We start from the raw sequence: 22,856 nt of genomic DNA on the forward strand, positions 1-22,856 counted from the left end.
ACTCTCGTAACGGCGGATCTCAGGCGCGGCTCTCGTTCCGCAGCACGGCGATGGCGGCTTGGTCCAGGGCCTTGGACACCCAGAAGGCCAGGTCGGCGCCGGCCCTCTCCGCCGCCTGTTCCCACCGCCGCTGCCGCTCCTGGTCGATGTTCATCCTCAGCACGAACGTCGACCCCCGGCCGCGGGGCGACGTACGGCCGCCCTTGAGCTGCCGCCGGAGCTCGGTGACCGACCAGCCGTGGTGTTCGGCGCGGTCGAGCCACTCGTCCTGTTCGTCGTCGACCAGCGTGACGACCTCGGCGTGGTGCTGCATGCTCAGCCTGTCCCGTCGACGGGACATCGGGAACGCGCGGGCGATCCAGGCGTAGTTCCGCAGCGTCTGGTACGACAGGCCCGTCCGGTCGACCGCGTGCCGATAGCGATCGGGGTAGGCCTCCCGCCCGTAGATCAGCCAGTCGGCCAGCCACCACGCGGACGCGTCGGAGATGACCGCGATCTCCTGACCGACGCTCACCCACGAGTCCAGCGGCATCGCGTCGGGAAGGGTCAGACTCGTCCGCCGGGTCAAGGCACGCTTGTCCAGCGAGAGCCGCTTGTCAGTGTTCGCAGCAACTGTCATCGCCATCTTCCTTCTCGTAACTGATCACGCGCGACAGATGTACGGACGCGCCCGGACCGGTGAGCGTGGCATCGCTCGTGCCCGCCCTCGGTCGCGGCGGCCGGTGCGGGCCGCGGGCGACGGTGTGTCATCCCTGTTCAGCACGTGAAACAGCGGAGCCCCCTGCGCCGGCCGCATCCCGGCCGGCGAGCCGAACGATCACGGAGTGAGGACCCGGTCGCCGAGGAGCGCCGCCGTCCCGCGTGGGGACCGAACCCTTCGGGCGTCCTCTCCGAGATCGCGTTCCGAAGTGCGCCACGCCCCCTCCTCCATGATCCTCAAGTAGGGATTCTGGTCCTCGCGTCTGCACCGTTCCAAGTCCTGTCAGGCGTTGCATGAGAGTTGCAGCGCACCGAACGGGCTTCTAACTTGACCCGGATGGACGGCACATCGATGGCCCGGAACCGTGAGATCGCCCTGGCCGGGGGCGACGCCCGCGGTGTGCGCGAGACCATCCGGGACTCATGGCAGCGTTCGCGGCGCCACGGCATCCGGCCCGACCGGCACCTGCCGCCGATCGAGCTCCAGGAGGACCGGGTCGGCGACCTGCGCCGGGAGCATCCGCTGGTACGCGTCTGGCCGCTGCTGTGCGACACCATGCGCTCGGTGACCTCCGAGCCGGGCAACCTGATCTTCGCGAGCGACGCCGACGGCCGCCTCCTGTGGATGGACGGGTCAAAGGCCGACCTGCGCCGGGCCGAGCGGGTGAACCTCGTCCTGGGCGCGCGGTGGAGCGAGGAGGCCGCCGGCACGAGTGGCGTCGGCACCGCGCTGGCGCTGCGCCGCCCGTTCCAGGTGCAGGGCGCCGAGCACTACCTGTCCGCCGTCACCTCCTACACCTGCACGGCCGCGCCGATCCGCGACCCGATGACCGGGGCGCCGCTCGGGACCATCGACCTCACGCACGCGACGCGGCAGTCCGACGCGGTGGTGCTGTCCCTGATGGCGACCGCGGCCAAGCTCGCCGAGGCCGAGCTGCGCACGGTCGCCCTCCAGCAGCAGGCCCGCATCCACGCGCGGTACGGCGAGCGTCTCTCCCGCCGGTCCGGCACGCACAGCGCCCTCGTCACCGCGGAGGGGCTCGTCGTGCACTCGGCCCCGCAGGGCTGGCTCCCCCCGCGCGTGCCGGGCGCGCTCGACGACGGGCCGGTCGTCCTCCCGACGGGCCAGTCCGTGATCGTCGAACGCCTCGCCCCGACCGGCCCGTTCCTCCTCGTCGGCCAGGCCGCGAGCGCCGATCAGGTCCTGTCGGTGGAGGCGCTCGGCCGCGACCGGGCCCGGCTGCGGGTCGCGGGCATGACGCACGAGCTCGGCGGGCGCCACGGCGAGCTGGTCACCGTGCTGCTCGCCAACCCGGGCGGCCTGACCGCCGACGAGCTCCGGCGCGAGGTGTACGGGCCGGCGGGCAAGGCGGTGACGCTACGGGCCGAGCTCACCCGGCTCCGCTCGATCCTGGGCCACCGGCTGGCGTCCGAGCCGTACCGGCTCACGGGCGAGGTCGCCGCGGACTTCCTCGACCTGGGCGCCGACGTCGTCGCGGGCTCCCCGTCCGCTCTCCTCGACCGCTATCCCGGCCCGCTCCTGCCGAAGTCGGCGGCCCCGGGCGTGACCATGCTCCGCGACCGCCTCCACGAACGCCTCCGTGCCCGCCTGCTGGCCGCGGGCGACGTCGACAGCCTGCTCCGCTGGCTCAACACCCGCCACGGCCGCTCCGACGCGAGCGTCATCCGGTCCCTGGACCGCCTCCATGAGTAGCGCCGCTCACCGCACGTCCACGACCACACAGGTGACGTTGTCGGGTCCCCCGGCATCGTCGGCCCTCTCCACGAGCAGCGCGGCGGCGCGCGCGGGGTCCTCGACGGTGCTGAGCCTGCCGCGGACGCCCCGCGCGTCCACGACCGAGAGCCCGTCCGTGCACAGGAGGTAGCGTCTCCGGTCCGCGCCTCACGGATCGACGGCTCCGGCACGTGTTCGACGCTTCGCCGAGACAGGCGGTGAGCAGGAACCGCTCCCGGCTCTCGGCGGCCTCCTCCTCGGTCAGCCGACCGGCCTCGCCCCTGAGCCCAGGCCGGACACGAGACGATCGAACCACGCTCCCCGCCTCAGGTGCCGGGTTCCGGCTCCCACTCGGCGCCGAGGTAGGCCACGCGCATGCGCGGGTCGGCGGTGAGTTCGGTGGCGGTGCCCGCGAGGACGATCTGGCCCAGTTCGAGGACGTAGCCGCGGTGGGCGATCTCCAGTGCCGCGCCCGCGTCCTGTTCGACCAGCAGGACGCCCGTGCCGCTCTCGGCGATGCCGGTCAGCCGCACCAGGATCTCGTCCACGATGACCGGCGCCAGGCCCAGGGACAGCTCGTCGATGAGCAACAGCCGCGGCCGGCCCATCAGTGCCCGCGCGATGGCGCACATCTGCTGTTCCCCGCCGGACAGGTTCCCGGCGACCTGGTCGAGCCGCCCGGCCAGCGCCGGGAACAGGTCCAGTACGCCGGTGAGGTCCTTGTTGCGGCCGAGCCACCCGCCCAGGCGCAGGTTGTCCCGTACGGTCAGGCCGGGGAACAGCCGGCGGCCCTCGGGCACGTGCGCGACCCCCGCGGCGGCGATCGCCTCGACGCTCGCGCCGATCAGTTCGCGGCCGTCCACGGTCACCGAGCCGGCCCGGTCGGGGATCATCGCGGTGACCGCCCGCAGCAGCGTGGACTTGCCGGCGCCGTTGGGGCCGACGAGCGCGACGATCTCCGCCGCGTCGACCGTGAGCGCGACCTCGTGCAGCACCCGTACCCGCCCGTACCCGGCGGTGAGCCCCTCGACCGAGAGCATCATGAGCGGTTCTTCCTGGTGTAGCGGCGGCCGAGGTAGGCCTCGATGACCCGCTCGTCGCTCAGCACCCGCTCCGGCGGGCCCTGGGTCAGGACGCGGCCGTGGTGCAGGACGAGGATCTCGTCCGAGATCGCGGAGATGGCCCGTACGACGTGCTCGATGATCAGCAGCGTCAGCCCGTCGTTCTTCAGCTCGTCGATGAGCCGCAGCGCGGGGTCGATCTCGGCCGGGCGCAGTCCGGCGAGCACCTCGTCGAGCAGGAGCAGGCGCGGGCGCAGCGCCAGCGCCTTGGCGAGTTCGAGGCGGCGCGCGTCGGCGACCGAGAGTTCGGCCGGCGACAGCGCGTCCTTGCCGCCGAGCCCGACCCGGTCCAGCACCTCCGCCGCTTCCCGGCGGGCGCGCGCCGGCGACCGTACGGCGGCGGGCCCGAACATCGCGGCCACCGCCACGTTGTCGGCGACGGTGAGCCCGCGGAACGGCTTGACGATCTGGAACGTACGGCCCACGCCCGCATGCGCGATCCGCCACGGCCGCGCCCCGGTCAGGTCCATGCCGTCGATCACGACGGACCCGGTGCTCGGCTTGAGGTGGCCGCTGATGAGGTTGACCAGTGTGCTCTTGCCCGCGCCGTTGGGGCCGATCACGCCGAGCGTACGGCCCGCGGGCAGGGTCAGGTCGACGCCGGCCAGGGCGACCAGGCCGCCGAAGCGGCGCCCGAGCCCCTTCGTCCTCAGGATGGGCACGTCGGAGTTCACAGCCGGTACCTCCGGACGTTGGCGAGGAGGAAGAAGTCCCGGGTCCGCACGGCGTCCCGGACGAAGTTGACCACTCCCTGGGGCAGGAGGATCACCGCCACGATGATCAGCACGCCGAGCGTGAGGGTGTGGACCTCGGTGAAGTGCTGCCGCAGGTATTCCGACACGATGGCGATGGCCGCGGCGCCGAGGATCGGCCCGCTGATCGTGCCCGCTCCGCCGATCACCACCATCACGACCATCAGCACCGTGATGTTCACGTCGAACAGGCGCTCGGGATAGATGGTGACCTGCTGGAACGCGTACGCCGCCCCGGCCGCGCCGGTGAGCGCGGCCGAGACGCCGAACGCGACCGTCTTCACCCAGGTGGTGTTGACGCCCATCGCCGCGGCGGCGTCCTCGTCCTGGTTGATGGCGCGCAGCGCGTACCCGGTGCGGCTCCGCGCGATCAGCGCGACGACCACCGCCGACACCACGGCCAGGGCGAGGAAGAGGAGGTAGAAACCGTCGTTGCCGAGCCACAGGGTCGGCGCGCGGTCGCCGGTCGAGGGGATCGTGACGCCCGCTCCCCCGCCGGTCCAGCGCGGCACGTTGGTCACCAGCTCGCGCAGTCCCTCGGCGACGCCGAGCGTCGCGACCGCGAAATAGTGCCCCTTGAGCCGCAGCAGCGGGAGCCCGATCAGCGCGGCGAACGCCGCCGCGACAACGGCCGCCGCCGGCAGCGCGAGCCAGAACGACAGGCCGCCGTGGACGACGAGGACGACCGTCGTGTACGCGCCGAGGCCGAAGAAGCCCACCTGCCCGAAGCACGCGTATCCGGTGTAGCCGCCGATGAGGTTCCACGAGACCGCGAGCGTGACGAACATGAAGACCGTCGTGACCGTACGCTCCTGGCCCGTGTAGAGCTGGCTCTGCAGGCCCAGGCAGGCCAGGGCGGCCGCGAGCCCTGCCGCCCACGGCAGCCAAGCTGTAGGACGAGGTGTCACCGTCACACCTCCACCCGCGCCGAGTAGAACGCCCGCCCGGCGATGCCCTGCGGGCGTACGGCCAAGACGACGACGAGCACCGCGAACGCGACGGCGTTGACCAGGGTGCCGGGCAGCAACTGCCCGCCCCACCCCTCGACCAGGCCGAGCACGAGGCCGCCCAGCAGCGCGCCGTACATGTTGCCGAGGCCGCCGAGCACGGCCGCCACGAAGCTGAACAGCGTGAAGCGCCCGGCGTCGGCGGGGCTGAACGTGCCGACCGTGGCGACCGCCGAGCCCGCCACCCCGGCGAGGGCGGCGGCGATGCCGAAGGTCAGCGCGTACACGTGCCGCGCCCGGATGCCCATCAGCCGTGCCGCGCCGCGGTCCATGCCGGTGGCAAGGATCGCCAGGCCGGTACGGGTGTGGCGCATCACCGCGACGAGCGCGAGCGTGAGGGCCAGCGCGACGATCGCCGCCAGCAGCCGGCCGACCGGCACCCGCACGCCGGCGAACAGCGGGAGGCTGTCGCCGGCGTAGCCGGTCGGGACGGAACGGTAGTCGCCGGAGTAGACCAGGATCAGGCCGTTGACCAGCAGCAGGTCCAGCCCGAAGGTCAGCAGCAGCGTGATGAAGATGGGCGCCTTGACCACGAGGTTGATCAGCCCGCGCTGCACGACGTAGCCGGCGGCGAACAGCGCGACGGCCACCGGGACCATCGCGGCGAAGGGGTCCAGGCCGAGCCGCCGGTGCAGCTCGAAGGCGAGGTACGCGCCGATGAGGACGAACGACCCGTGCGCCAGGTTGATGACGTTCATCACGCCCCAGACGAGCGAGAAGCCGACCGCGATCAGCGCCAGCAGGCCGCCCTGCAGCAGTCCGTAGACGGTCGCCTGAAGGAGCTGGCTCATTTCCCGGTGCCCGGCCAGACCAGTTTGGCCTCGGCGATGTCCTTGGGCCACACGGCGACCGGCTTGCCGTTCTGCACCTGGATGACCTGCATCGTCTTGGTCAGGTTCTGGCCCTGGGCGGTGAACTTCAGCGGCCCGAAGAACGTCTGCTCGTCGAGGGTGGCGAGCGCGTCCCGTACCTTGTCCGCGTTCGTGCTCCCGGCCTTCTCCACCGCGTCGACCAGCGCGAGGCAGGCCGCGGTCGCCTCCGCGCCGTGGTACTCCGGCGCGCGTCCGCCGAACGCGGCGCCGAACAGCGCCTTGTAGTCGGCGGCCGTGCCGATCCACTTGTCCTTGCCGACTGTCTTGTCCGTCCACTGCGTGGAGCCGAGCACGCCCTCGGCGTCGGTCCCGAGCGACGTGGCGAAGTCGGGCGTCGGCGGGGCGACGGTCTCGGCGAAGCCGCCGGCGGGCCGGACGCCGAGCTCCTTGGCCTGCTTGATGATCGCGATGCCCTCGACGACGTGCACCGACCCGACGATCACTTCGGGCTTCAGCGACTTGACCTTGGTGAGGGCGGAGGAGACGTCCGAGGTGCCGTTGGGGAAGTACTCGGTGGCCACGACCTTGAACCCGAGCCGGCGCGCCTCGGCCGAGCCGGCCTCGGCCACCGTCTTGGAGAACCCGTCGTCGGCGGACAGGAACGCCACCGTGCTCGGCTTCGGGTCGGCCAGCTCGGCGATCGCCTGGATCATGGACGCCGCGTAGAAGCGGGCCGGGGACAGGGCGGCGAAGGTCCGCTTGTACCCCTTTTGGAAGATCTTGTCGTCGGCGCCGGAGCTGTCGGCCATCACCTGCCCGTTGCGCTCGATGACGGCCGCGGCGGCCTCGGTGGTGGCCGAGCCGTACGGGCCGAGGATCAGCTTCACGCCCTTGTCGTTGAACTGGTCGACCAGCTGGGCGGCGGTGTCGGGCTTGGAGGTGTCGTCCTGGTACTGGACGGCGAGCTTGAGGCGCTTGCCGCCGACCTGGACCCCGCCCTTGGCGTTCACCGCCTGCTGGCAGAGCTGGTACCCCTCCTTGGTCAGCCCGCCCTCGCGGGCCAGCGACCCGGTCAGCGACATCGAGGCGCCGAACCTCAGCGTGTCGCCGCCGTCGCTCGCCTCGCGCTCGCCCTTCGAACCGCACCCGGCCACCGTCAGCGCCGCCGCCGCGGCCAGCGCCGTCATCCGCTTGGCATGCATCTCGATACGCCCGCTCTCCTCGTTCCAGGCCGGGCCGCCATCCGCCCCGAATCGGAGGCGCCAACCCCGCGGGCGCCGGGGCGGCGCTCGCGCAACCGCAACGTAGGCGGGGTCCGGCACGGTCACGAAGAGCCGAAGGTGAGATTTGATGATTCTCTAGGGTCCGCGCCGTAGGCACGGACCGCCGTGATTCCTACGCTGATGGGCGATGCGGATCCTTCTCGTCGAGGACGACAACCGGTTCGCCGACGCTCTGATGGTGGCGCTGCGCCGGCAGAGCTTCGACGTGTCCCGCGCGGCGACGGCGGCGGCGGCGCTCGCCGTCCCTCCCGCCGACCTCGTGCTGCTCGACCTGGGCCTGCCCGACATGGACGGCATCGAGGTCTGCCGCCGGATGCGCGCCGGCGGCGAGGTGGCGATCATCGCCATCACCGCGCGCGGGGACGAGCGCGACCGCGTCATCGGCCTGCGTTCGGGGGCCGACGACTACCTGGTCAAGCCGTTCGGCATCGCCGAGCTGCGCGCCCGCATCGACGCGGTCATGCGCCGCGTACGGCCGGTGGCGCGTCCGGCCGTGGCCGCCGGCGGCCTGCGCATCGACGTCGCCCGGCACCTGGTCACCTCCGGCGACGGGTCGGTCATCGCGCTGACGCGCAAGGAGTTCGAGCTGCTCGCCGCGCTCGCGCGCCGGCCCGGCCTGGTCGTCTCGCGCGAGCGGCTCCTCATCGAGGTGTGGCACAGCCCCTGGCCCGGCGGGCAGCGCACCCTGGACGTGCACATGGCGACGTTACGCGCCAAGCTCGGCGAGCCGAAGGTGATCCAGACCGTACGCGGCGTGGGCTACCGGCTCGTCGCCGACGGCACGTGAGCACGCCGCGTACCGGGAGGTGAGGGATGCTGCGCCGTCTGCTCGTGGTGTACGCCTCCCTGCTGCTCCTCGTGCTGGCCGCGCTGGAGATCCCGCTGGCGGTCGCGGTCGCCGCCCGCGACACCCAGACGCTGTTCATCGATCAGCTCAACGACACCGCGCGGTTCGCCTCCCTGGCCGAGCCGGCGCTGCGCACCGGCGAGCCGGCGACGCTGCGCGCCGAGCTCACCCGCTACGACGGCCTGTACGGCATCGCGGCGGCCATCGTCGACCAAGACGGGCGGATCGTCGTCTCCTCGCGCCCGGGGCTGCGGCTCGGCGGGGCCGCGCGGGCGCGGCTGCGCGCGGCGCTGTCCGGCGACCGCTCCGGCATCCAGGAGGTGGTGTGGCCCTGGCGGCGCGCACCGCTCGTCGTCGCCGAACCGGTCGGCCGCGGCGGCGAGGTCGTCGCCACCGCCATCACGATCTCCCCCACCGACGCCGTACGCTCCCGCATCACCACCCGGTGGACCGAACTCGCCGCCGCCGGGCTCGCGGCCATGCTCGGCTTCGGCCTGGCCGCCATCCCGCTCACCCGCTGGGTGCTGCGCCCGGTCCGCGAGCTGGACGAGGTCACCGGCGAGCTGTCCGCCGGCCAGTGGCAGGCGCGCGTACCGGGCACCACGGGCCCGGCCGAACTGCGCCGGCTCGGGGAGCACTTCAACACGATGGCCGCCGCGATGAGCCGCGTCCTCGAACAGCAGAAGGCGTTCGTCTCCTACGCCGGGCACCAGTTGCGCAACCCGCTCGGCACGCTGCGGCTGCGCGTGGAGAATCTGGCGCCGCACCTGCCGCCCGCCGGGGAGCGCGACCTCGCGCTCGCCATCGACGAGGCCACCCGGCTGGGCCGCATCCTGGACGAGATCCTCGCGCTCGTACGCGCGGAGGGCGGCAACTACCGGATCTGCGTCGTCGACTGCGGCCGGGTGGCGCGCGAACGCGTGTCCGCCTGGCGGCACGAGTCCTCAGGCGTACGGCTGCGGTGCCGGGGCGCGAACCACGCCGCCGCCCTGGCGGTCCAGGGCGGCCTCGGGCAGATCCTGGACGCGCTCATCGACAACGCGGTGAAGTTCGCCGGCCCGGACGCGACCGTGACCGTCACCGTCTCCCGGCCGTACCGGCCCGCGGACGCGCCGGACGAGCCGGTGGTCGCGATCGAGGTCGCGGACGACGGCCCGGGGCTGTCCGAGGCCGACCTCGCCGTCGCCGTACAGCGGTTCTGGCGGGCTCCGGCGCATCAGAACGTCGACGGCACCGGCCTCGGCCTGGCCATCGCGAGCGCGCTGGCCGAGGCGTCCGGCGGCGGGCTGCTGCTCCTTCCCGTACGCCCGCACGGGCTGCGCGCGCGGGTGGTGCTGCCGGCGGCGGTCAGCTCTGCTTGGCCGTCCGGTAGTAGCGGACCGCCCCCGGGTGCAGCGGCAGCGGACTCGTCGATATCGCCGCGCGGAGGTTGAGGTGCAGGGCCTCCGGGTGCGCGACGGCCAGGGCGTCCTTCTGCTCGAACAGCATGCGGGTCAGCGCGTACGCGCGGTCGGCCGGCATCGCGGCGTTGACCACCAGGTAGTTGGGGACGCCGACCGTACGCACCGGCCCGGTCAGCCCGTACGCCGAGGCGGGGATGGAGCGCTCCTCGTAGAAGGCCTGGTAGTGCTCGCCGAGCCGCTCGGCGTAGTCGCCGAGGTCGATCAGCCGGATCGGCGTCGTACGGGCCAGCTCGGCGATCGTGCCGGTCGGCAGGCCGCCGGAGAAGAAGAAGGCGTCGACGCTTCCGTCTCTCAGCGCGGTCGCCGAGTCCTCGAGCTGCAGCCGCCGTACGCGGACGTCCCGGCCGGCTCCGGCGGCGGTGAGGAGGCGGGTCGCGATCAGCTCGGTCCCCGAACCGGCCGCCCCGATCGCGACCACCCGCCCGCGCAGGTCGGCCGGCCTGCGGATGCCACTGCCCGCGGGAACCACGAGGTGGGTGTAATTCTCGTACAGGCGGGCCAGCGCGACGACGGGCTCACGCCGGTCGAACGGCGGTTTTCCCGCGAAGGCGAGGGCGGCGGAGTCGGCGAGGGCGAAGGCGACGTCGGCCTTGCCGTCCGCGACGAGGCGGAGGTTCTCGACGGAGGCGGCGGTGGAGAGCACGGTGGGCTCGGCACCGGGAAGATGCCCGCGCGCGGCACGGGCGAGCCCCTGGCCGTAGGCGTAGTAGACGGCGCCCTGCCCACCGGTGGCGATGACGAGCCGCCAGGGGCGCACCACCCGCTCGCCGCACGCCGCCACGGTTAACAACGCGACGACGAGGACTGTGACCCACCTCACAGCGTCAGCTTACGGGAGCGGCCGGACCCGCGTTCGGCGATGGCGCCGTCCAGGCGGACGTCGCGCCACTGACGCGGTCCTCGCGTCTCCTACGGCCCCCCGTCGTCCCGTCGACGGGACGACGGGGCCTTTGGCGAGCCGGGTGCGCCGGCCGGGGCGTGAAGCATGTGACTCGGCTCACTGCTCGCAGGTCACGAGGCCGTCAGTTGTCAGCACACTACGATTTTTCATGAATCGGCGTGATTTTTGCATTGGCTGGGTGCACGCTTCCTGAGCGTGCCGGCGCCGGCCCCTCCCTCCGCCGCACGGACCCATCATGGATCTCCATAAGGAGTGAGAGTGGCGAAGTCATTCATGGCCGCGCTCGGCGCGGCCGGACTCGCGGGGGCGTTCGTTCTCTTCGCCGGTGAGCCGGGCAGTGCCGCGGCTCGCGCGGCCTGTTCCACCAGTGCGGTCTCCGATTTCAACGGGGATGGATACTCCGACGCGGCCGTCGGCGAGCCGGGCCGTTCGGTCGCCGGCGCCGCCCAGGCCGGCGTCGTCCACGTCCGGTACGGCGCGTCCGGGGGACGCGTCGGCTCGGGCACGGAGGCGACGCTCAGCCAGAACGACACCGGGGAGACGGCCGAGAGCGGGGACCGGTTCGGCAGCGTCCTCAAGGTCGGGTACGTCGACTCCGACAGCTGCGCCGACCTCGTCGTCGGCGTTCCCGGGGAGGACGTCGGCGCGCTGACCGACGCGGGCGTCGTCCAGGTGATCTACGGATCGGCGGACGGGCTCGGCCAGGGGCAGCCGACGCGCGTCATCCGGCCCGGCGCGGACGGCGTGCCCGGGACCTCGGCGGCGCAGGACGGCTTCGGCTCCGCGGTCGACGTGTCCGGCAGCAGCGCGGTGATCCACGCGCTGGTCGTGGGCAGCCCGGGTACGGACGTGGGCGCGGCCTCCGACGCCGGGCAGGTCACGTACGTGCCGGCGACGGGCCAGGCGGTCGCCCTGACCCAGGACACCGCGGGCGTGCCCGGCACGGCCGAGTCCGGTGACCGCTTCGGCGCGGCCGTGACGCTGGGCTCGCTCCACGGCGCGGACTCCGCCGTCGCGGCCGGCGCCCCGGGCGAGGCCATCGGCACGCTCGCGAACGCCGGCTCGGTCACGGCGATCACCGGCCTGTCGGACGTCACCGTGACCGGCTACGCCATCAGCCAGGACAGCGACGGCATCGCCGGCGCCGCCGAGGCCGGCGACCGGTTCGGCGCGAGCCTGTCGTGGACGCGTCCGTCCACGGGCATCCCGACGCTGGCCGTCGGCGTGCCGGGCGAGGACCTCGGCACGGTCGCCGACGCGGGGATGGTGCACGTTCTCGACGGCAACGCCCTCACCGACCTGACCTCGATCACACAGGACACCGCCGGGGTGGCCGACACCGCCGAGGCGGGAGACGGCTTCGGCAGCGTCGTCGCGCTGGCCCGCGACAGCGGATCGGGCGTACGGCTCGCGGTCGGGGTCCCGGCCGAGGACCACGGCACGGACGCGGGCGCCGTCCAGGAGTTCGCGATCAGCGGCCAGACCGTCACCGCGAACGCCCTCGTCGACCGCGAGAGCCTCGGCGGCACGTCGACGGCGAACGGCCGCTTCGGCGCGTCGGTCTCCTACGCCGGCCCGTCCCTGCGCCCGACGTGGCTGATCGGCGCACCCGGTGAGGCCGTGGTCTACGCGGACTACACCCGCCTCGGCCCGGCGGACGTCCCGCCGCCCACCCCGACGCTGCAGACGTGGACGTCGACCGAGTCGGGCGCGGGCTTCGGCACCGCCGTCGCCGGAGCGGTCTCCTAGGCACACCGCACCCCTGGCAAGCGGCGGCCAGGCGAACCCCGCGAGGGGCGCGCCTGGCCGCCGCACGTCACCTATGGACGGCGCCGGCCCGTGTTCCCCCGCAGGCCGGCGCCGTCCGCCTTGACGTCCACCCTCGCCATCTCATATCAAATATTCAACAACCGAAAGAGGGCGGGCCTGATGGCGGACACGCTACGGATCGACGACGAGGACCGCGTACGGACGCTGACGTTCGACCGGCCCGAGGCGGCCAACGCCTTCGACGAGTCCCTCTACCTCGCGGTCGCGACCGCCCTGGCGGACTCCGCCGCCGACGACCGGGTCTCGGTGGTCCTGCTGACCGGCGCGGGCCGTACCTTCACCGCCGGCACCGACCTGAAGGAGATGGCCGACCTCGCCCGCCGGTACGCCGGCGGCGCTCCCATGGGCGCGTCCGGTACCGGTTTCTCCGCCCTCATGGACGTGCTGATCACTTTCCCCAAGCCGCTCCTGGCCGCCGTCAACGGCCCCGGCGTCGGCCTCGGGCTGACCCTGCTGGCGCACTGCGACCTGGTGATCATGGCCGAGCACGCCCGGCTGCTGGCCCCGTTCGCCTCGATGGGGGTGCCGCCGGAGGCCGCGAGCAGCTATCTGCTCCCGCTGCGCATGGGCTACCAGCGCGCCGCGCTCGCGCTGTTCAGCGGCCGGTGGATCACGGCCGGGGAGGCGGTCGCGTCCGGCCTGGCTCTCCAGGCGTGCCCCGCCGCCGACCTGATGGCGACCGCCCACGGCCTGGCACGCGAGATCGCCGCCCAATCGCCGGCGGCGCTCACGGCCGCCAAACGCCTGCTCACCGAGGCCCACCGGGACGGCGTACGCGCGGCGCGCGAACGCGAGAGCGCCGCCTTCGCCGACCTGCTCCGGCAGGACGGCACGCCGGACGCCATCCTGTCCCGGCTGGACTGACCGCCTACGAGCCGCCGTCCTCCAGCAGGCGTTTGATCACCTTGCCGGTCTCGTTGTACGGCAGTGACGACCGGAACTCCACGTACGCGGGGACCTTGAACGCGGCCAGGGCCGCCGCGACCCAGGCGCGTACGTCCTCCTCGGACGGCCGGGCGCCGTCTCTCGGCACGACGACCGCCTTGACCTCCTGGCCGAGGACCGTGTGCGGCACGCCGATGACGCACGCGTCGGCGATGTCAGGGTGTTCGACCAGGCGGTACTCGATCTCGATGGGGTAGACGTTCTCCCCGCCACGAATGATGAGGTCGCGCATGCGGCTCTCCAGATAGAGCACTCCGTCCACGATCCGGCCGTAGTCGCCGGTGCGGTACCAGCGGTCCCCGGTCAGGACCCGCGCGGTCGCCTCCGGGTCGCGCCAGTAGCCGCGGAACACCCCGGCGCCGCTGATGTGGATCTCGCCGACCTCGTCTTCGGGCAGCGGGCGGCCGTCGGCGTCGCGTACCTGCACCTGGACCGTGGGCGCCGCGGCGCCGACCGAGGCGGGGTGGACGTCGGCGTGGACGCCGTTGAGGAACGTCCCGGTGCCGGTCGTCTCGGTCGCGCCGTACCCGTTGGTGACCTGGGTGCCGGGCATCTTCTCCTCGATCAGCCGCAGCAGTTCGGGGGCGAAGGTGGCGCCGCCGCTGCCGATCGTGGTCACCTGCTCCGTCGCGTATGACGTGAAGCGCGGGTGGGCGAGCATGCGCCAGAAGTGGGCCGGCACGCCGCTCCACTGGGTGAGCCGGTGCTCGTCCGTCAGGCGCAGCGCCCGCTCCTCGTCCCAGCGCCCCGCGGGCGGGAAGACGATCTTGAGCCCGTACGTGGGGCCGTTGGCGAGGACGACGCAGGCGCCGGAGACGTGGAACAGCGGGTTGGCGCACATCGTCGCGCGCTGTACGCCCGGCGGCGCCTGGCGCCGGTCCGGGCCGCCGGTGAGGGTGACGGCCGCGCCGCCGAGGCCGCCGAACAGGCCGAAGTGCACGAAGTTGCGATGCGTCAGCGTCGCGCCCTTCGGACGGCCGGTCGTACCGCTGGTGAACATGATGGCCGCCGGGTCGTCCTCGTCGATCGCGACGTCCGGCAGCTCGGCGGGAGACGTCCGCGCGGCGGCGGCGCTCAGGTCGCCGAAGTCCGTCACCGTGGCCGACGTCTCCCGAAGCCGCTCCAGGGGCCGGCCCGCGCCGAACACCACCCGGGGTTCGGTCAGGGCGATGCCGTACTCCAGCTCGGCAGGGGCCCACCAGCCGTTGAGTCCGACCATGACGGCGCCCAGCGCGAGGGTCGCCCAGAAGGTCAGGACGTAGTCGACGCCGTTGGGCGCCGCGACCGCCACCCGATCGCCCTTCCCGACTCCGTACCGCTCACCGAGCACCTCGGCGCACGCGGCGACGCGGCGGAGCGTCCCGGCGAAGGTGAGCGTTTCGGCCGGGTCGCCGGCGAAGACGAGGTACGGGGCGTCGGGCATGTCCCGCGCGGCCTTCCGCAGCAGGCCGGGTACGTGCGGCGCCCGCTGGACGAAGACCTCGGCGGGCGCCCCGAGCACCGGCTCGACCCGGCGCTCGAACGGTGCGCCCGGTCCGGTGAGCACCGCGCGCAGCTCCTCGCTCAACGACGCGTCCCCGCTCCAGCGGAGCGTCGGGACCTCCGCGGTCTCCTCGATCACCACGACCTCCTGAGAGTGGGTCCGTACGGGAGAGCGAGCACATCCTCGATCACCACGACCCCCCGAAGGCGGGTCCGTACCGGAGAGCGGGACTCACTCCCGCCGCCGGGCCAGGAGTTCGCGGAACGGCACGTCGCGGTCGGCGGACCGTTCGCGCGGCAGGCCGAGGATCCGTTCGGCGATGGCGTTGCGCTGGATCGCGTCCGTGCCGCCCCCGATCCGCAGGCCCTGCGCGCTCAGCAGGAGCTGCTGCCACTCCCCGCCGGCCGGGGCCTCGTCGCCGAGCAGCGCGCCGTCCGCTCCCTCGATGGCCAGGCCCAGCTCCGCCGCCTCGTGGGCCCGGCGGGCGGCCAGCAGCTTCATGATCGACGCCTCCGGGCCCGGCGGCGTGCCCCGGCCGAGGGCGGCGCGCATCCGCAGGCCCAGGAACCCCAGGATCCCGTCCAGCGTGATCACCTGCGCCAGCCGCTGCCGGATCACCGGGTCCTCCAGCCGCCCGCGCGACCGCGCCAGCTCGGCCAGCGCCGCGCCCCTCGCCCCGCCGCCGCTGCCTCCGATCATCGCGCGCTCGGTGGCCAGTGTCGTGTGCGCGACCGCCCATCCCGCGTCCGGCTCGCCGACCACGTTCGCGCCGGGGACGCGGACCCCGTCGAGGAACACCTCGTTGAAGTGGTACGAGCCGTTCATCTGCCGCAGCGGCCGTACCTCGATCCCCGGCGTCCGCATGTCGAGCAGGAAGAAGGTGATGCCGCGGTGCTTGGGCACGTCCGGGTCGGTGCGGGCCAGCAGGATCGCCCAGTCGGCCACCCGCGCGCTGGAGGTCCACACCTTCTGCCCGTCGACGACCCAGCCGTCGCCGTCGCGCACCGCGCGGGTGCGCAGGGCCGCGAGATCGGAACCGGCCTCCGGCTCGCTGTAGAGCTGGCACCAGACGTGCTCGCCGCGCAGCAGCGGCGGCAGGTGCTCGCGGCGCTGCTCCGGGGTGCCGTGCCGCATCAGGGTGGGGGCGACCATCGACAGGCCGATCAGCAGCGGCCCGGAGGAGGCGCCGGACGCCGCCGCCTCTCCGGCGAAGATCGCCTCCTCGGCGGGGGTGCCGCCCAGGCCGCCGTACGCCACGGGCCAGGAGATCCCGGCCCAGCCGCCCTCGCAGAGCCGCGCCTGCCAGGCCTGCGCCGCGCGTACGTTGGCGAGCTCGGTCTTCTCGTACTCCTCCGCCGAGGCCGCCGCCTCGAAGTGCGGCCGCGGCCGCACCGTCCCGGCGAACCCCGGAGCGTTGTCCGCGAGCCAGGCCCGCGCCCGGGCGCGGAACGCCGCCTGCTCGGCGGTGTCCTGGATTTCCACCGTGACTCCTTAAGAGGTTCTCAGCGCAGTCCGGGCGCCCGGGTGCCGAAGAGATCGGTGCCGATCCGTACGCCGAGCGTCGTCGCGTCCCAGCGCCGCTGCCCGCTGGAGATGGTGGCGGCCTCGTGCCAGCCCTTCATCAGGTGGATCTCGTCGTGGATCGCCCGGATGACCTGGCCGGTGACGTGCTGCGACTGGTCACTGGCCAGCCAGGCGACCAGCGGCGAGCTGCCCGCCGGGTCCATCGGGTGGTACTCGTCCTCGCCCAGGTCGTCCGGCTCGAACGCCGTGAGGTCCGGGCCCATCGTCGCGGTGAGGCGGGTCAGGCCGCCCGGGCCGATCGCGTTGACCGTCACGCCGAGCCGGTGGAGTTCGAGGCTGGTGGTGAGGGTCAGCCCGACGATCGCGGCCTTGGCGGTGGCGTAGTTGCTCTGCCCGAAGTTGCCGGCGAGCCCGGCGCCGGACGTGGTGTTGATGACCCGGCCGGTGAACCGCTCGCCCGCCTTGGCGCGGCCGCGCCAGTGCCGGGCCGCCAGGTGCGTCATCAGCCAGGTGCCCCGTACGTGCACCCGCATCACCAGGTCGAAGTCCTCCGGGGTCATGTTCCAGATGACCTTGTCGCGGGCGATGCCGGCGTTGTTGACCACGACGTCGAGCCGCCCGAACGTCCCGACCGTACGGTCGACCAGCGCCTGTGCCTGTTCCTCGTCGGCGACGTCGCCGTGGTCGGCGATCGCGGTGCCACCACGCTTGGCGATGAGGCCGGCGACCTCGTCGGCGTCCCGACCGGCGCCCTCTCCCCGTACCGTCGTCCCGAGATCGTTGACGACGACCTTCGCGCCGTGGCCGGCCAGCTCGAGCGCGTGTCCCCGCCCGATCCCGTGACCGGCGCCGGTCACGATGACGACCTTGTCCTCGAGCAGAAGGGTCACGGCTGCCTCCTCGGGTCGAGCTTGAGCACCCGGCGGGCGTTCTCGTGCAGGAACCGGGGCCACACGTGGTCGCGGAACGGGACGCCCGGCAGCTCGGCGAAGATGCGCTCCAGCGACAGGCCCATCGGGAAGTAGCCCCCGTAGATGATCCTGTCGGCGCCCCGGGTGTTCGCGTAGTCGACGATGGCCTTCGGGTAGTGCTTGGGCGCGAAGGCGCTGGTGGAGTAGTACAGGTTGGGCCACTTGACCATCAGCGCGACGGCCAGGTCGACCCACGGCCGGCAGCCGTGGCGGGTGACGAAGACGAGCTCGGGAAAGTCGTACATCACCTCGTCGATGCGCTCGACGCGCTGCGGGTCCATCTTCAGCCGCGGTCCGGGGACTCCGGCGCACACGAAGATCGGGAGGTCCAGCTCCACGCACTTGGCGTAGATCGGGTACATCTTCCTGTCATCGATCGGGACCTGCGGGAACGTTCCCGCCGGGAACGCGGTGACCGCGCGGATGCCGAGCTCCTCGTAGTCCCGGACGATCTTGCGTACGCCGTCCATGCCCGTGTTGGGATCCACGGCGCAGGCGCCGGCGAACCGTTCGGGGAACTTCGCGAGCGCCCGCCGGGAGACCTCGTCGTCGACCCCGATGAGGCCGATCTCGACGTGGTGGCGGTCCATCTCCCGCAGCGTGACGCCGATCGGGTCGTCTCCCGGCGGTTCCTTCGGCGCGTCCGTGAACACGTGCTCCGCCGGAAACGCCATTGCACGCGAGGCCGCGTCCTTCGTCTGCCGCCGGATGAAGTCGTACTGCTCCGAACCCTCACGAGGGAAGGCGATCATCGTGTCGATGACGGGCGTACCGGCCGTGAACGTCATGCGCTCCCTCACTCACGGGCGTTGTCGTACCATGACTTTCATAATATATATAATCTCATTCGCTTCCTGACGCATCCCCGGAGGTGCGCGGTGCCCGCCGAACCCCCGGACGCCCAGGCCCGGTCCGACGACCCGCGAGCCGACCTCCGCTGGGGGACGACCGGGGCCCTGCTCGCCGAGGTCGCCGCGCGGATCCCCGGCGCCGAGGCGGTCGTCGACGGCGACCTGCGCCTGACGTACGCGGAGCTGAACGCCCGGGTGACCGACGCGGCGCGCGCGTTCCTGGCGGCCGGGCTGGTCACGGGCGAGCGCGTCGCGATCTGGGCGCCCAACTCCGCCCAGTGGATCGTCGCCGCGCTCGGCCTGCAGCGCGCCGGCGGCGTGCTCGTGCCGCTCAACACCCGCTTCAAGGGCGCCGAGGCGGCGTTCGTCCTGCGCAAGAGCCGCGCCCGCGTCCTGTGCACGGTGACCGGATTCCTCGGCCGCGACTATCCCGCGGAACTCGCCGCCGCCGGAGAGCTGCCGGGCCTGCGGAGCGTCGTCGTGCTCACCGGCGCGTCCCGCGACGGCCTGACCTCCTGGGACGACTTCGTCGGCGACGGCCGCGCGGTCACCGACGCCGAGGTCGAGCGGCGTGCCGCCGAGGTCGGGCCCGAGGACCTGTCCGACATGCTGTTCACCTCGGGGACGACGGGTGATCCCAAGGGCGCGATGTGCGCACACGGGCAGACGCTGCGGGCGTACGCCGTGTGGGGACGGGTCGTCGGGCTGCGCCAGGGCGACCGCTACCTGATCGTCAACCCGTTCTTCCACGGCTTCGGCTACAAGGCGGGCTGGCTCGTCTCGATCATGGTGGGAGCGACGATCCTCCCGGCGCGGACGCTGGACGTGCCGTACGTCCTCGACCTGGTGCGCCGCGAGCGGGTGACGGTGCTGCCCGGGACGCCGGCCCTGTACCAGACCATGCTCGAACACCCGGACTTTCGCGCGGAGGGCGTCGCCAGCCTGCGGCTGGCGGTCACCGGTGCGGCGAACGTGCCGCCGACGCTGCTCTACCGGATCCGCGACGAACTCGGCTTCGAGCACATCGTGACCGGCTACGGCCTGACCGAGTCGTGCGCCATCGTGTCGATGTGCCGCTACGACGATCCGCTGGAGATCGTGGCGACCACCGCCGGGCGCCCGCTGCCCGGCCTGGAGGTGACCATCGTGGGCAGGGACGGCCGTCCCGTGCCCGCCGGGAGCGAGGGCGAGGTGCTCGTCCGCGGGTACACGGTCATGAGGGGCTACTTCGGCGAGGAGTACGCCACCGCGGCCACGATCGACGCCGGCGGCCGGCTGCACACCGGCGACATCGGCGTGATCGATGAGTCCGGGCGGCTCAGGATCACCGACCGGATCAAGGACATGTACATCGTCGGCGGGTTCAACGCCTATCCCGCCGAGATCGAGAGCATCATGAGCCGGCATCCGGCCGTGGCCCAGTGCGCCGTGGTCGGGGTGCCGGACGAGCGGCTGGGCGAGGTCGGGGCCGCGTTCGTCGTGCCTCGTACGGGCGAGCGGCTTGACGGGGCCGACCTCATCGTCTGGAGTCGGGAGAACATGGCCAACTACAAGGTCCCGCGCCAGGTGCACGTCGTCTCCGCGCTGCCGGTCAACGCGGCCGGCAAGGTGCTCAAGACGGTGCTGCGCGAGCGGCTCGCCGCCGTGGAGGAGATGCCGTGAGCTCCCTGTCCGGCCCGATCGAGGGCGACCCGAAGCTGATCTCCACGTTCTTCGACCTGGGCGCCCTCGGCTACGTCGCCGAGGAGTACTTCCTGTCCGGCGACGCCCGCTCGTACGAGACCGCCGGAGAGACCGGCGACGACGGCCGCTGGCAGGCACGCGAGAGCGGACGCGCGCCGTTCACGACGCGGATGGTGGTGTACCGGCCGGCCGATCCGGCGGCGTTCAACGGCTCGGTCGTGCTGGAGTGGCTCAACGTCACCGCCGGCGCCGACGCGCCGGCCGGCTGGCTGACGACGCACCGGCACCTGCTCCGCGCGGGCTTCGCCTGGATCGGCGTGTCGGTACAGCGCGTGAGCGTCGAGGGCGGCGGCATCCTCACCACCGGCTCCGCGCGCGACGACGCCCATCCTCCGATCGTGCTCCCGGCGCTCAAGCAGAGCGACGCCGGCAGGTACGCCGCCCTCGCCCACCCCGGCGACGCCTTCGCCCTCGACATCTTCACCCAGGCCGGAGCGGCCGCGCGGCGGCCGGGCGGGTCCGGGGTGCTGGGCCCGCTGACGGCCTCGCGCGTGCTGGCCATGGGGCAGTCTCAGTCGGCCGCGTACCTCGTGACCTACGTGAACGCGATCGCACCGATCGCGGACGGCTTCGACGGCTATCTGATCCACGGCCGGCCCGGACGGCCCGCGCACCTGGCGGGGTGGCGCCACGAGGCACTCGCGGGCGGGGTCAGGGTCCGTACGGACGGCGCGGCCCCGATCCTCGTCCTGCAGAGCGAGACCGACGTGTTCGGCGTCCTCGCCTCGCTCGGCTCACGGCAGCCCGACGACGACCGGCTGAGGCTGTGGGAGGTCGCGGGCGCGGCGCACGCGGACACCTACACGATGGCCGGCGCCTTCTCCGACTCCGGCGGGCTCTCCGCCGGGGAACTCGCGACGCTGCTCGCGCCCAAGACGGCACCGCTGGGCGTCGCCTACGAGGCGCCGATCAACTCCGGGCCGCAGCAGCACTACGTCGCGCAGGCCGCCCTCGCCGCACTCGACCGGTGGGCGCGCGAGGGCGCGCCGCCGCCGGTCGCGGACCGGCTGTTCCGCGACCCGGACGACCCGTCCGCGCCCCGCCTGGACCGCCACGGCATCGCGACGGGCGGGGTGCGCACGCCGTGGGTCGACGTGCCGGTGGCGGTCCTGTCGGGACTGGGCCAGGAACGGTCGCCCCGGCCGGCCATGCTGTTCGGCTCGACCCACCCGTTCGACGCGGCGACGCTCGCGGCGCTGTATCCGTCGGGGCCGGCCGACTACTGCGCGGCGTTCCAGGCGTCCGCGGAGCGTACGGTCGCGGCCGGCTTCCTGCTCGCCGAGGACCTGGAGGAGATCGTCGCACTCGCCGCGGCCTCGTTCCCCGGCTAGATCGTTGATGGGGAGTATGTGCGGGTCGGTCAGTGGTCGTAGGCGATCAGTGATCGTTTGACGGGTGCGTCGATGAGCCGGTTTCGACTCGTCACGGGCGGGCGTGGACGCCGACGCCCCCGGAGACGACGAGGTCCTCGCCGGTGATGTAGCCGGCGGCGGGTGAGGCGAGGAAGGCCACGGCCTCGGCGATGTCGGCGGGGGCGCCGGCGCGGCCGAGCGGGACGTCCCGGGCCCAGGCGTCGATCATCTCCGGGGAGACGCCCAGCCTGCCGTAGGCAGGAGTGTCGATCAGCCCCGGGCTGACGGCGTTGACGCGAATGCGGCGGGGGGCGAGTTCGAGCGCGAGGGACCGCATGAGGGGCGGCAGGGCGCCCTTGGCCGCCGTCATCGCGGCGCCGAGTCCCTCGCCGGCGCCCACGGTGAACACGACCGAGGCACCCTCGTTGAGGAGCGGAAGCGCCTTCTGCAGGGTGAAGAAGGCGCCCTTGACGTTGACGTCGAACAGGGCGTCGAAGGCGGTCTCGTCGGTCGACTCGATCGGGCCGGGCCGGGAGACGCCCGCGTTGAGGAAGAGCAGGTCGAGGGAGCCGAGTCGCCGGCGTACCTGCTCCATCGCCTGGTCGAGGTCCGGCAGGGACCGTGCGTCGGCCCGGACGGCCACGACGTCTTCGGGAAGCCCGGCGCCGGCGAGGCCGGTGAGGCCGGTGAGGCCGGTGAGGCCGGTGACCATGACGCGGTGGCCGCGGGAGTGGAGCAGTTCGGCGGTCGCCTTGCCGATGCCGCTGGTTCCACCGGTGATGAGAGCTGTGGGTGCGGACATGATGCGTTCCTCTTCCGTGCGCCTGGTAGATCAAGAATTCCGGCAGCATATGACCATCTGGCAGTGGCTGCCAAGCTGCCGATGAGTGCCAGCCTGGCAGTGCTGCGTTAGCCTGGGCGCGTGAAACGGGAAGCCGAGACGGGTGCACCGGCCACGCTGTGGGACCGGACACGGCGGCTGGCCTCCCAGGAGATCCTCGAGACGGCTCTGCGCCTGTTCACCGAACAGGGCTACGACGAGACGACCATCGCCCAGATCGCCCGAGAGGCCGGCGTGTCCCAGCGCACCCTCTTCCGCTACTTCGGCGCCAAGGAGGACCTTCTCGGCGGCGGCCAGGACCGGTTCGCGCAGGTCCTGACGGACACGATCGGCGGACTGCCGGCCGAGACCGGCGTCTGGGAGGCCCTGCGGGCGGGGATCACCGCCGTACTGGACCTGCATGACGGCCGCGACCAGGCCCTGGAGCGGTTCCGCCTCCTGCACGGCACCGCCTCACTGCGTGCCGGCTGGCTCGAGAAGCGGCTGCGTTTCCAGGATGACCTGCTGCCGCTCGTCAAGGCCCGCATGGACGGTGCCGCCGGCAGCGTGGACGCGCGGGCCCGCGCGGTGATCGCGACGGCGTTCGCGTGCTTGGACGCCGCGTCGATGACGTGGGTCGCCGACGACGGCCGGGGCGACATCATGGACCTGTACGACGAGTGCCTGGCCGCGGTGCGCGGCTGACAGGTCATCAGT

The 22,856-nt window shown here is 72.9% G+C and carries 21 protein-coding genes; 8 read left to right on the forward strand and 13 right to left on the reverse strand.

Annotated elements, in window-relative coordinates; all coding sequences use genetic code 11:
* Positions 1–19 precede the first annotated feature (19 nt).
* The gene (locus tag QWU11_RS33490; RefSeq protein ID WP_290118500.1) at positions 20–619 is read right to left on the reverse strand and encodes an LmbU family transcriptional regulator; all 600 of its coding nucleotides are present in this window, start codon (positions 617–619) and stop codon (positions 20–22) included.
* A gap of 417 nt (positions 620–1,036) precedes the next feature.
* On the opposite strand from QWU11_RS33490, the gene QWU11_RS33495 reads away from it, so the two are divergent.
* Entirely contained in the window at positions 1,037–2,413 is a 1,377-nt protein-coding gene (locus QWU11_RS33495) for a GAF domain-containing protein (RefSeq protein ID WP_290118501.1), read from the forward strand.
* Between the two features lie 6 nt (positions 2,414–2,419).
* Here QWU11_RS33495 and QWU11_RS33500 read toward each other — a convergent pair whose 3' ends face one another.
* The 6 genes from QWU11_RS33500 to QWU11_RS33525 form a co-directional block, all read right to left on the reverse strand.
* Positions 2,420–2,554 (reverse strand): hypothetical protein, encoded by a 135-nt coding sequence (locus tag QWU11_RS33500; RefSeq protein ID WP_290118502.1) that lies wholly within the window; start codon positions 2,552–2,554, stop codon positions 2,420–2,422.
* 206 nt (positions 2,555–2,760) lie between these two features.
* Positions 2,761–3,477 carry an ABC transporter ATP-binding protein gene (locus QWU11_RS33505; RefSeq protein ID WP_354670925.1) on the reverse strand — a complete coding sequence of 239 codons (717 nt, stop codon included), beginning with the start codon at positions 3,475–3,477 and terminating at the stop codon, positions 2,761–2,763.
* Positions 3,474–4,229 carry an ATP-binding cassette domain-containing protein gene (locus QWU11_RS33510; protein WP_290118503.1) on the reverse strand — a complete coding sequence of 252 codons (756 nt, stop codon included), beginning with the start codon at positions 4,227–4,229 and terminating at the stop codon, positions 3,474–3,476. Before QWU11_RS33510 ends, QWU11_RS33505 begins: the two co-directional genes overlap by 4 nt.
* Entirely contained in the window at positions 4,226–5,215 is a 990-nt protein-coding gene (locus QWU11_RS33515; protein ID WP_290118504.1) for a branched-chain amino acid ABC transporter permease, read from the reverse strand. Before QWU11_RS33515 ends, QWU11_RS33510 begins: the two co-directional genes overlap by 4 nt.
* Positions 5,216–5,217: 2 nt before the next feature.
* Positions 5,218–6,105, reverse strand: a complete 888-nt coding sequence (locus QWU11_RS33520) for a branched-chain amino acid ABC transporter permease (protein ID WP_290118505.1) — start codon at positions 6,103–6,105, stop codon at positions 5,218–5,220.
* Positions 6,102–7,313: an amino acid ABC transporter substrate-binding protein gene (locus QWU11_RS33525; RefSeq protein WP_290118506.1), complete on the reverse strand. Its 1,212-nt coding sequence runs from the start codon at positions 7,311–7,313 to the stop codon at positions 6,102–6,104. The genes QWU11_RS33520 and QWU11_RS33525 overlap by 4 nt, the downstream gene beginning before the upstream one ends.
* A gap of 223 nt (positions 7,314–7,536) precedes the next feature.
* On the opposite strand from QWU11_RS33525, the gene QWU11_RS33530 reads away from it, so the two are divergent.
* Both QWU11_RS33530 and QWU11_RS33535 read left to right on the forward strand, forming a co-directional pair.
* Positions 7,537–8,196, forward strand: a complete 660-nt coding sequence (locus tag QWU11_RS33530; protein ID WP_290118507.1) for a response regulator transcription factor — start codon at positions 7,537–7,539, stop codon at positions 8,194–8,196.
* A 26-nt stretch (positions 8,197–8,222) separates the two neighbouring features.
* Positions 8,223–9,689, forward strand: a complete 1,467-nt coding sequence (locus tag QWU11_RS33535; protein ID WP_290118508.1) for a HAMP domain-containing sensor histidine kinase — start codon at positions 8,223–8,225, stop codon at positions 9,687–9,689.
* Here QWU11_RS33535 and QWU11_RS33540 read toward each other — a convergent pair.
* Positions 9,604–10,539 carry a TAXI family TRAP transporter solute-binding subunit gene (locus QWU11_RS33540; protein ID WP_290118509.1) on the reverse strand — a complete coding sequence of 312 codons (936 nt, stop codon included), beginning with the start codon at positions 10,537–10,539 and terminating at the stop codon, positions 9,604–9,606. The genes QWU11_RS33535 and QWU11_RS33540 overlap by 86 nt on opposite strands.
* A gap of 339 nt (positions 10,540–10,878) precedes the next feature.
* Here QWU11_RS33540 and QWU11_RS33545 point away from each other — a divergent pair, with 339 nt between their 5' ends.
* Positions 10,879–12,369 (forward strand): hypothetical protein, encoded by a 1,491-nt coding sequence (locus tag QWU11_RS33545; protein ID WP_290118510.1) that lies wholly within the window; start codon positions 10,879–10,881, stop codon positions 12,367–12,369.
* 180 nt (positions 12,370–12,549) lie between these two features.
* Positions 12,550–13,314, forward strand: coding sequence for an enoyl-CoA hydratase-related protein (locus QWU11_RS33550; protein WP_290118511.1), 765 nt, complete (start codon positions 12,550–12,552; stop codon positions 13,312–13,314).
* A gap of 4 nt (positions 13,315–13,318) precedes the next feature.
* Here QWU11_RS33550 and QWU11_RS33555 read toward each other — a convergent pair whose 3' ends face one another.
* The 4 genes from QWU11_RS33555 to QWU11_RS33570 all read right to left on the reverse strand — a co-directional run bounded on the left by QWU11_RS33555 (position 13,319) and on the right by QWU11_RS33570 (position 18,161).
* Positions 13,319–15,016, reverse strand: a complete 1,698-nt coding sequence (locus tag QWU11_RS33555) for a class I adenylate-forming enzyme family protein (RefSeq protein WP_290118512.1) — start codon at positions 15,014–15,016, stop codon at positions 13,319–13,321.
* 93 nt (positions 15,017–15,109) lie between these two features.
* Positions 15,110–16,360, reverse strand: a complete 1,251-nt coding sequence (locus QWU11_RS33560) for an acyl-CoA dehydrogenase family protein (RefSeq protein ID WP_290118513.1) — start codon at positions 16,358–16,360, stop codon at positions 15,110–15,112.
* Between the two features lie 20 nt (positions 16,361–16,380).
* Positions 16,381–17,292, reverse strand: coding sequence for an SDR family NAD(P)-dependent oxidoreductase (locus tag QWU11_RS33565; RefSeq protein ID WP_290118514.1), 912 nt, complete (start codon positions 17,290–17,292; stop codon positions 16,381–16,383).
* Positions 17,289–18,161, reverse strand: a complete 873-nt coding sequence (locus tag QWU11_RS33570) for an amidohydrolase family protein (protein WP_290118515.1) — start codon at positions 18,159–18,161, stop codon at positions 17,289–17,291. Before QWU11_RS33570 ends, QWU11_RS33565 begins: the two co-directional genes overlap by 4 nt.
* 90 nt (positions 18,162–18,251) lie before the next feature.
* Between QWU11_RS33570 and QWU11_RS33575 the strand changes: the two genes are divergently transcribed.
* Together QWU11_RS33575 and QWU11_RS33580 are read left to right on the forward strand one after the other, a co-directional pair.
* On the forward strand, positions 18,252–19,886 hold the full coding sequence (locus QWU11_RS33575) for a FadD3 family acyl-CoA ligase (protein ID WP_290118516.1): 1,635 nt from the start codon (positions 18,252–18,254) through the stop codon (positions 19,884–19,886).
* A complete protein-coding gene (locus QWU11_RS33580) occupies positions 19,883–21,298 on the forward strand; it encodes an alpha/beta hydrolase domain-containing protein (protein WP_290118517.1) in 1,416 nt (471 codons plus the stop codon). The genes QWU11_RS33575 and QWU11_RS33580 overlap by 4 nt, the downstream gene beginning before the upstream one ends.
* A gap of 91 nt (positions 21,299–21,389) precedes the next feature.
* Here QWU11_RS33580 and QWU11_RS33585 read toward each other — a convergent pair whose 3' ends face one another.
* Positions 21,390–22,121 (reverse strand): SDR family oxidoreductase, encoded by a 732-nt coding sequence (locus QWU11_RS33585; RefSeq protein WP_290118518.1) that lies wholly within the window; start codon positions 22,119–22,121, stop codon positions 21,390–21,392.
* 120 nt (positions 22,122–22,241) lie between these two features.
* Here QWU11_RS33585 and QWU11_RS33590 point away from each other — a divergent pair, with 120 nt between their 5' ends.
* Entirely contained in the window at positions 22,242–22,844 is a 603-nt protein-coding gene (locus QWU11_RS33590; RefSeq protein WP_290118519.1) for a TetR/AcrR family transcriptional regulator, read from the forward strand.
* The last annotated feature ends 12 nt before the right edge of the window (positions 22,845–22,856 follow it).

The organism is Actinomadura sp. DC4, assembly GCF_030406325.1.
GTDB lineage: Bacteria > Actinomycetota > Actinomycetes > Streptosporangiales > Streptosporangiaceae > Actinoallomurus.

Bases quoted from the DNA above. Each gene is read 5' to 3' on its own strand.
- QWU11_RS33550 (WP_290118511.1), top strand. From the start codon at position 12,550: ATGGCGGACACGCTACGGATCGACGACGAGGACCGCGTACGGACGCTG.
- QWU11_RS33490 (WP_290118500.1), bottom strand. From the start codon at position 619: ATGACAGTTGCTGCGAACACTGACAAGCGGCTCTCGCTGGACAAGCGT.
- QWU11_RS33520 (WP_290118505.1), bottom strand. From the start codon at position 6,105: ATGAGCCAGCTCCTTCAGGCGACCGTCTACGGACTGCTGCAGGGCGGC.
- QWU11_RS33525 (WP_290118506.1), bottom strand. From the start codon at position 7,313: ATGACGGCGCTGGCCGCGGCGGCGGCGCTGACGGTGGCCGGGTGCGGT.
- QWU11_RS33535 (WP_290118508.1), top strand. From the start codon at position 8,223: ATGCTGCGCCGTCTGCTCGTGGTGTACGCCTCCCTGCTGCTCCTCGTG.
- QWU11_RS33505 (WP_354670925.1), bottom strand. From the start codon at position 3,477: ATGATGCTCTCGGTCGAGGGGCTCACCGCCGGGTACGGGCGGGTACGG.
- QWU11_RS33530 (WP_290118507.1), top strand. From the start codon at position 7,537: ATGCGGATCCTTCTCGTCGAGGACGACAACCGGTTCGCCGACGCTCTG.
- QWU11_RS33585 (WP_290118518.1), bottom strand. From the start codon at position 22,121: ATGTCCGCACCCACAGCTCTCATCACCGGTGGAACCAGCGGCATCGGC.
- QWU11_RS33570 (WP_290118515.1), bottom strand. From the start codon at position 18,161: ATGACGTTCACGGCCGGTACGCCCGTCATCGACACGATGATCGCCTTC.
- QWU11_RS33495 (WP_290118501.1), top strand. From the start codon at position 1,037: ATGGACGGCACATCGATGGCCCGGAACCGTGAGATCGCCCTGGCCGGG.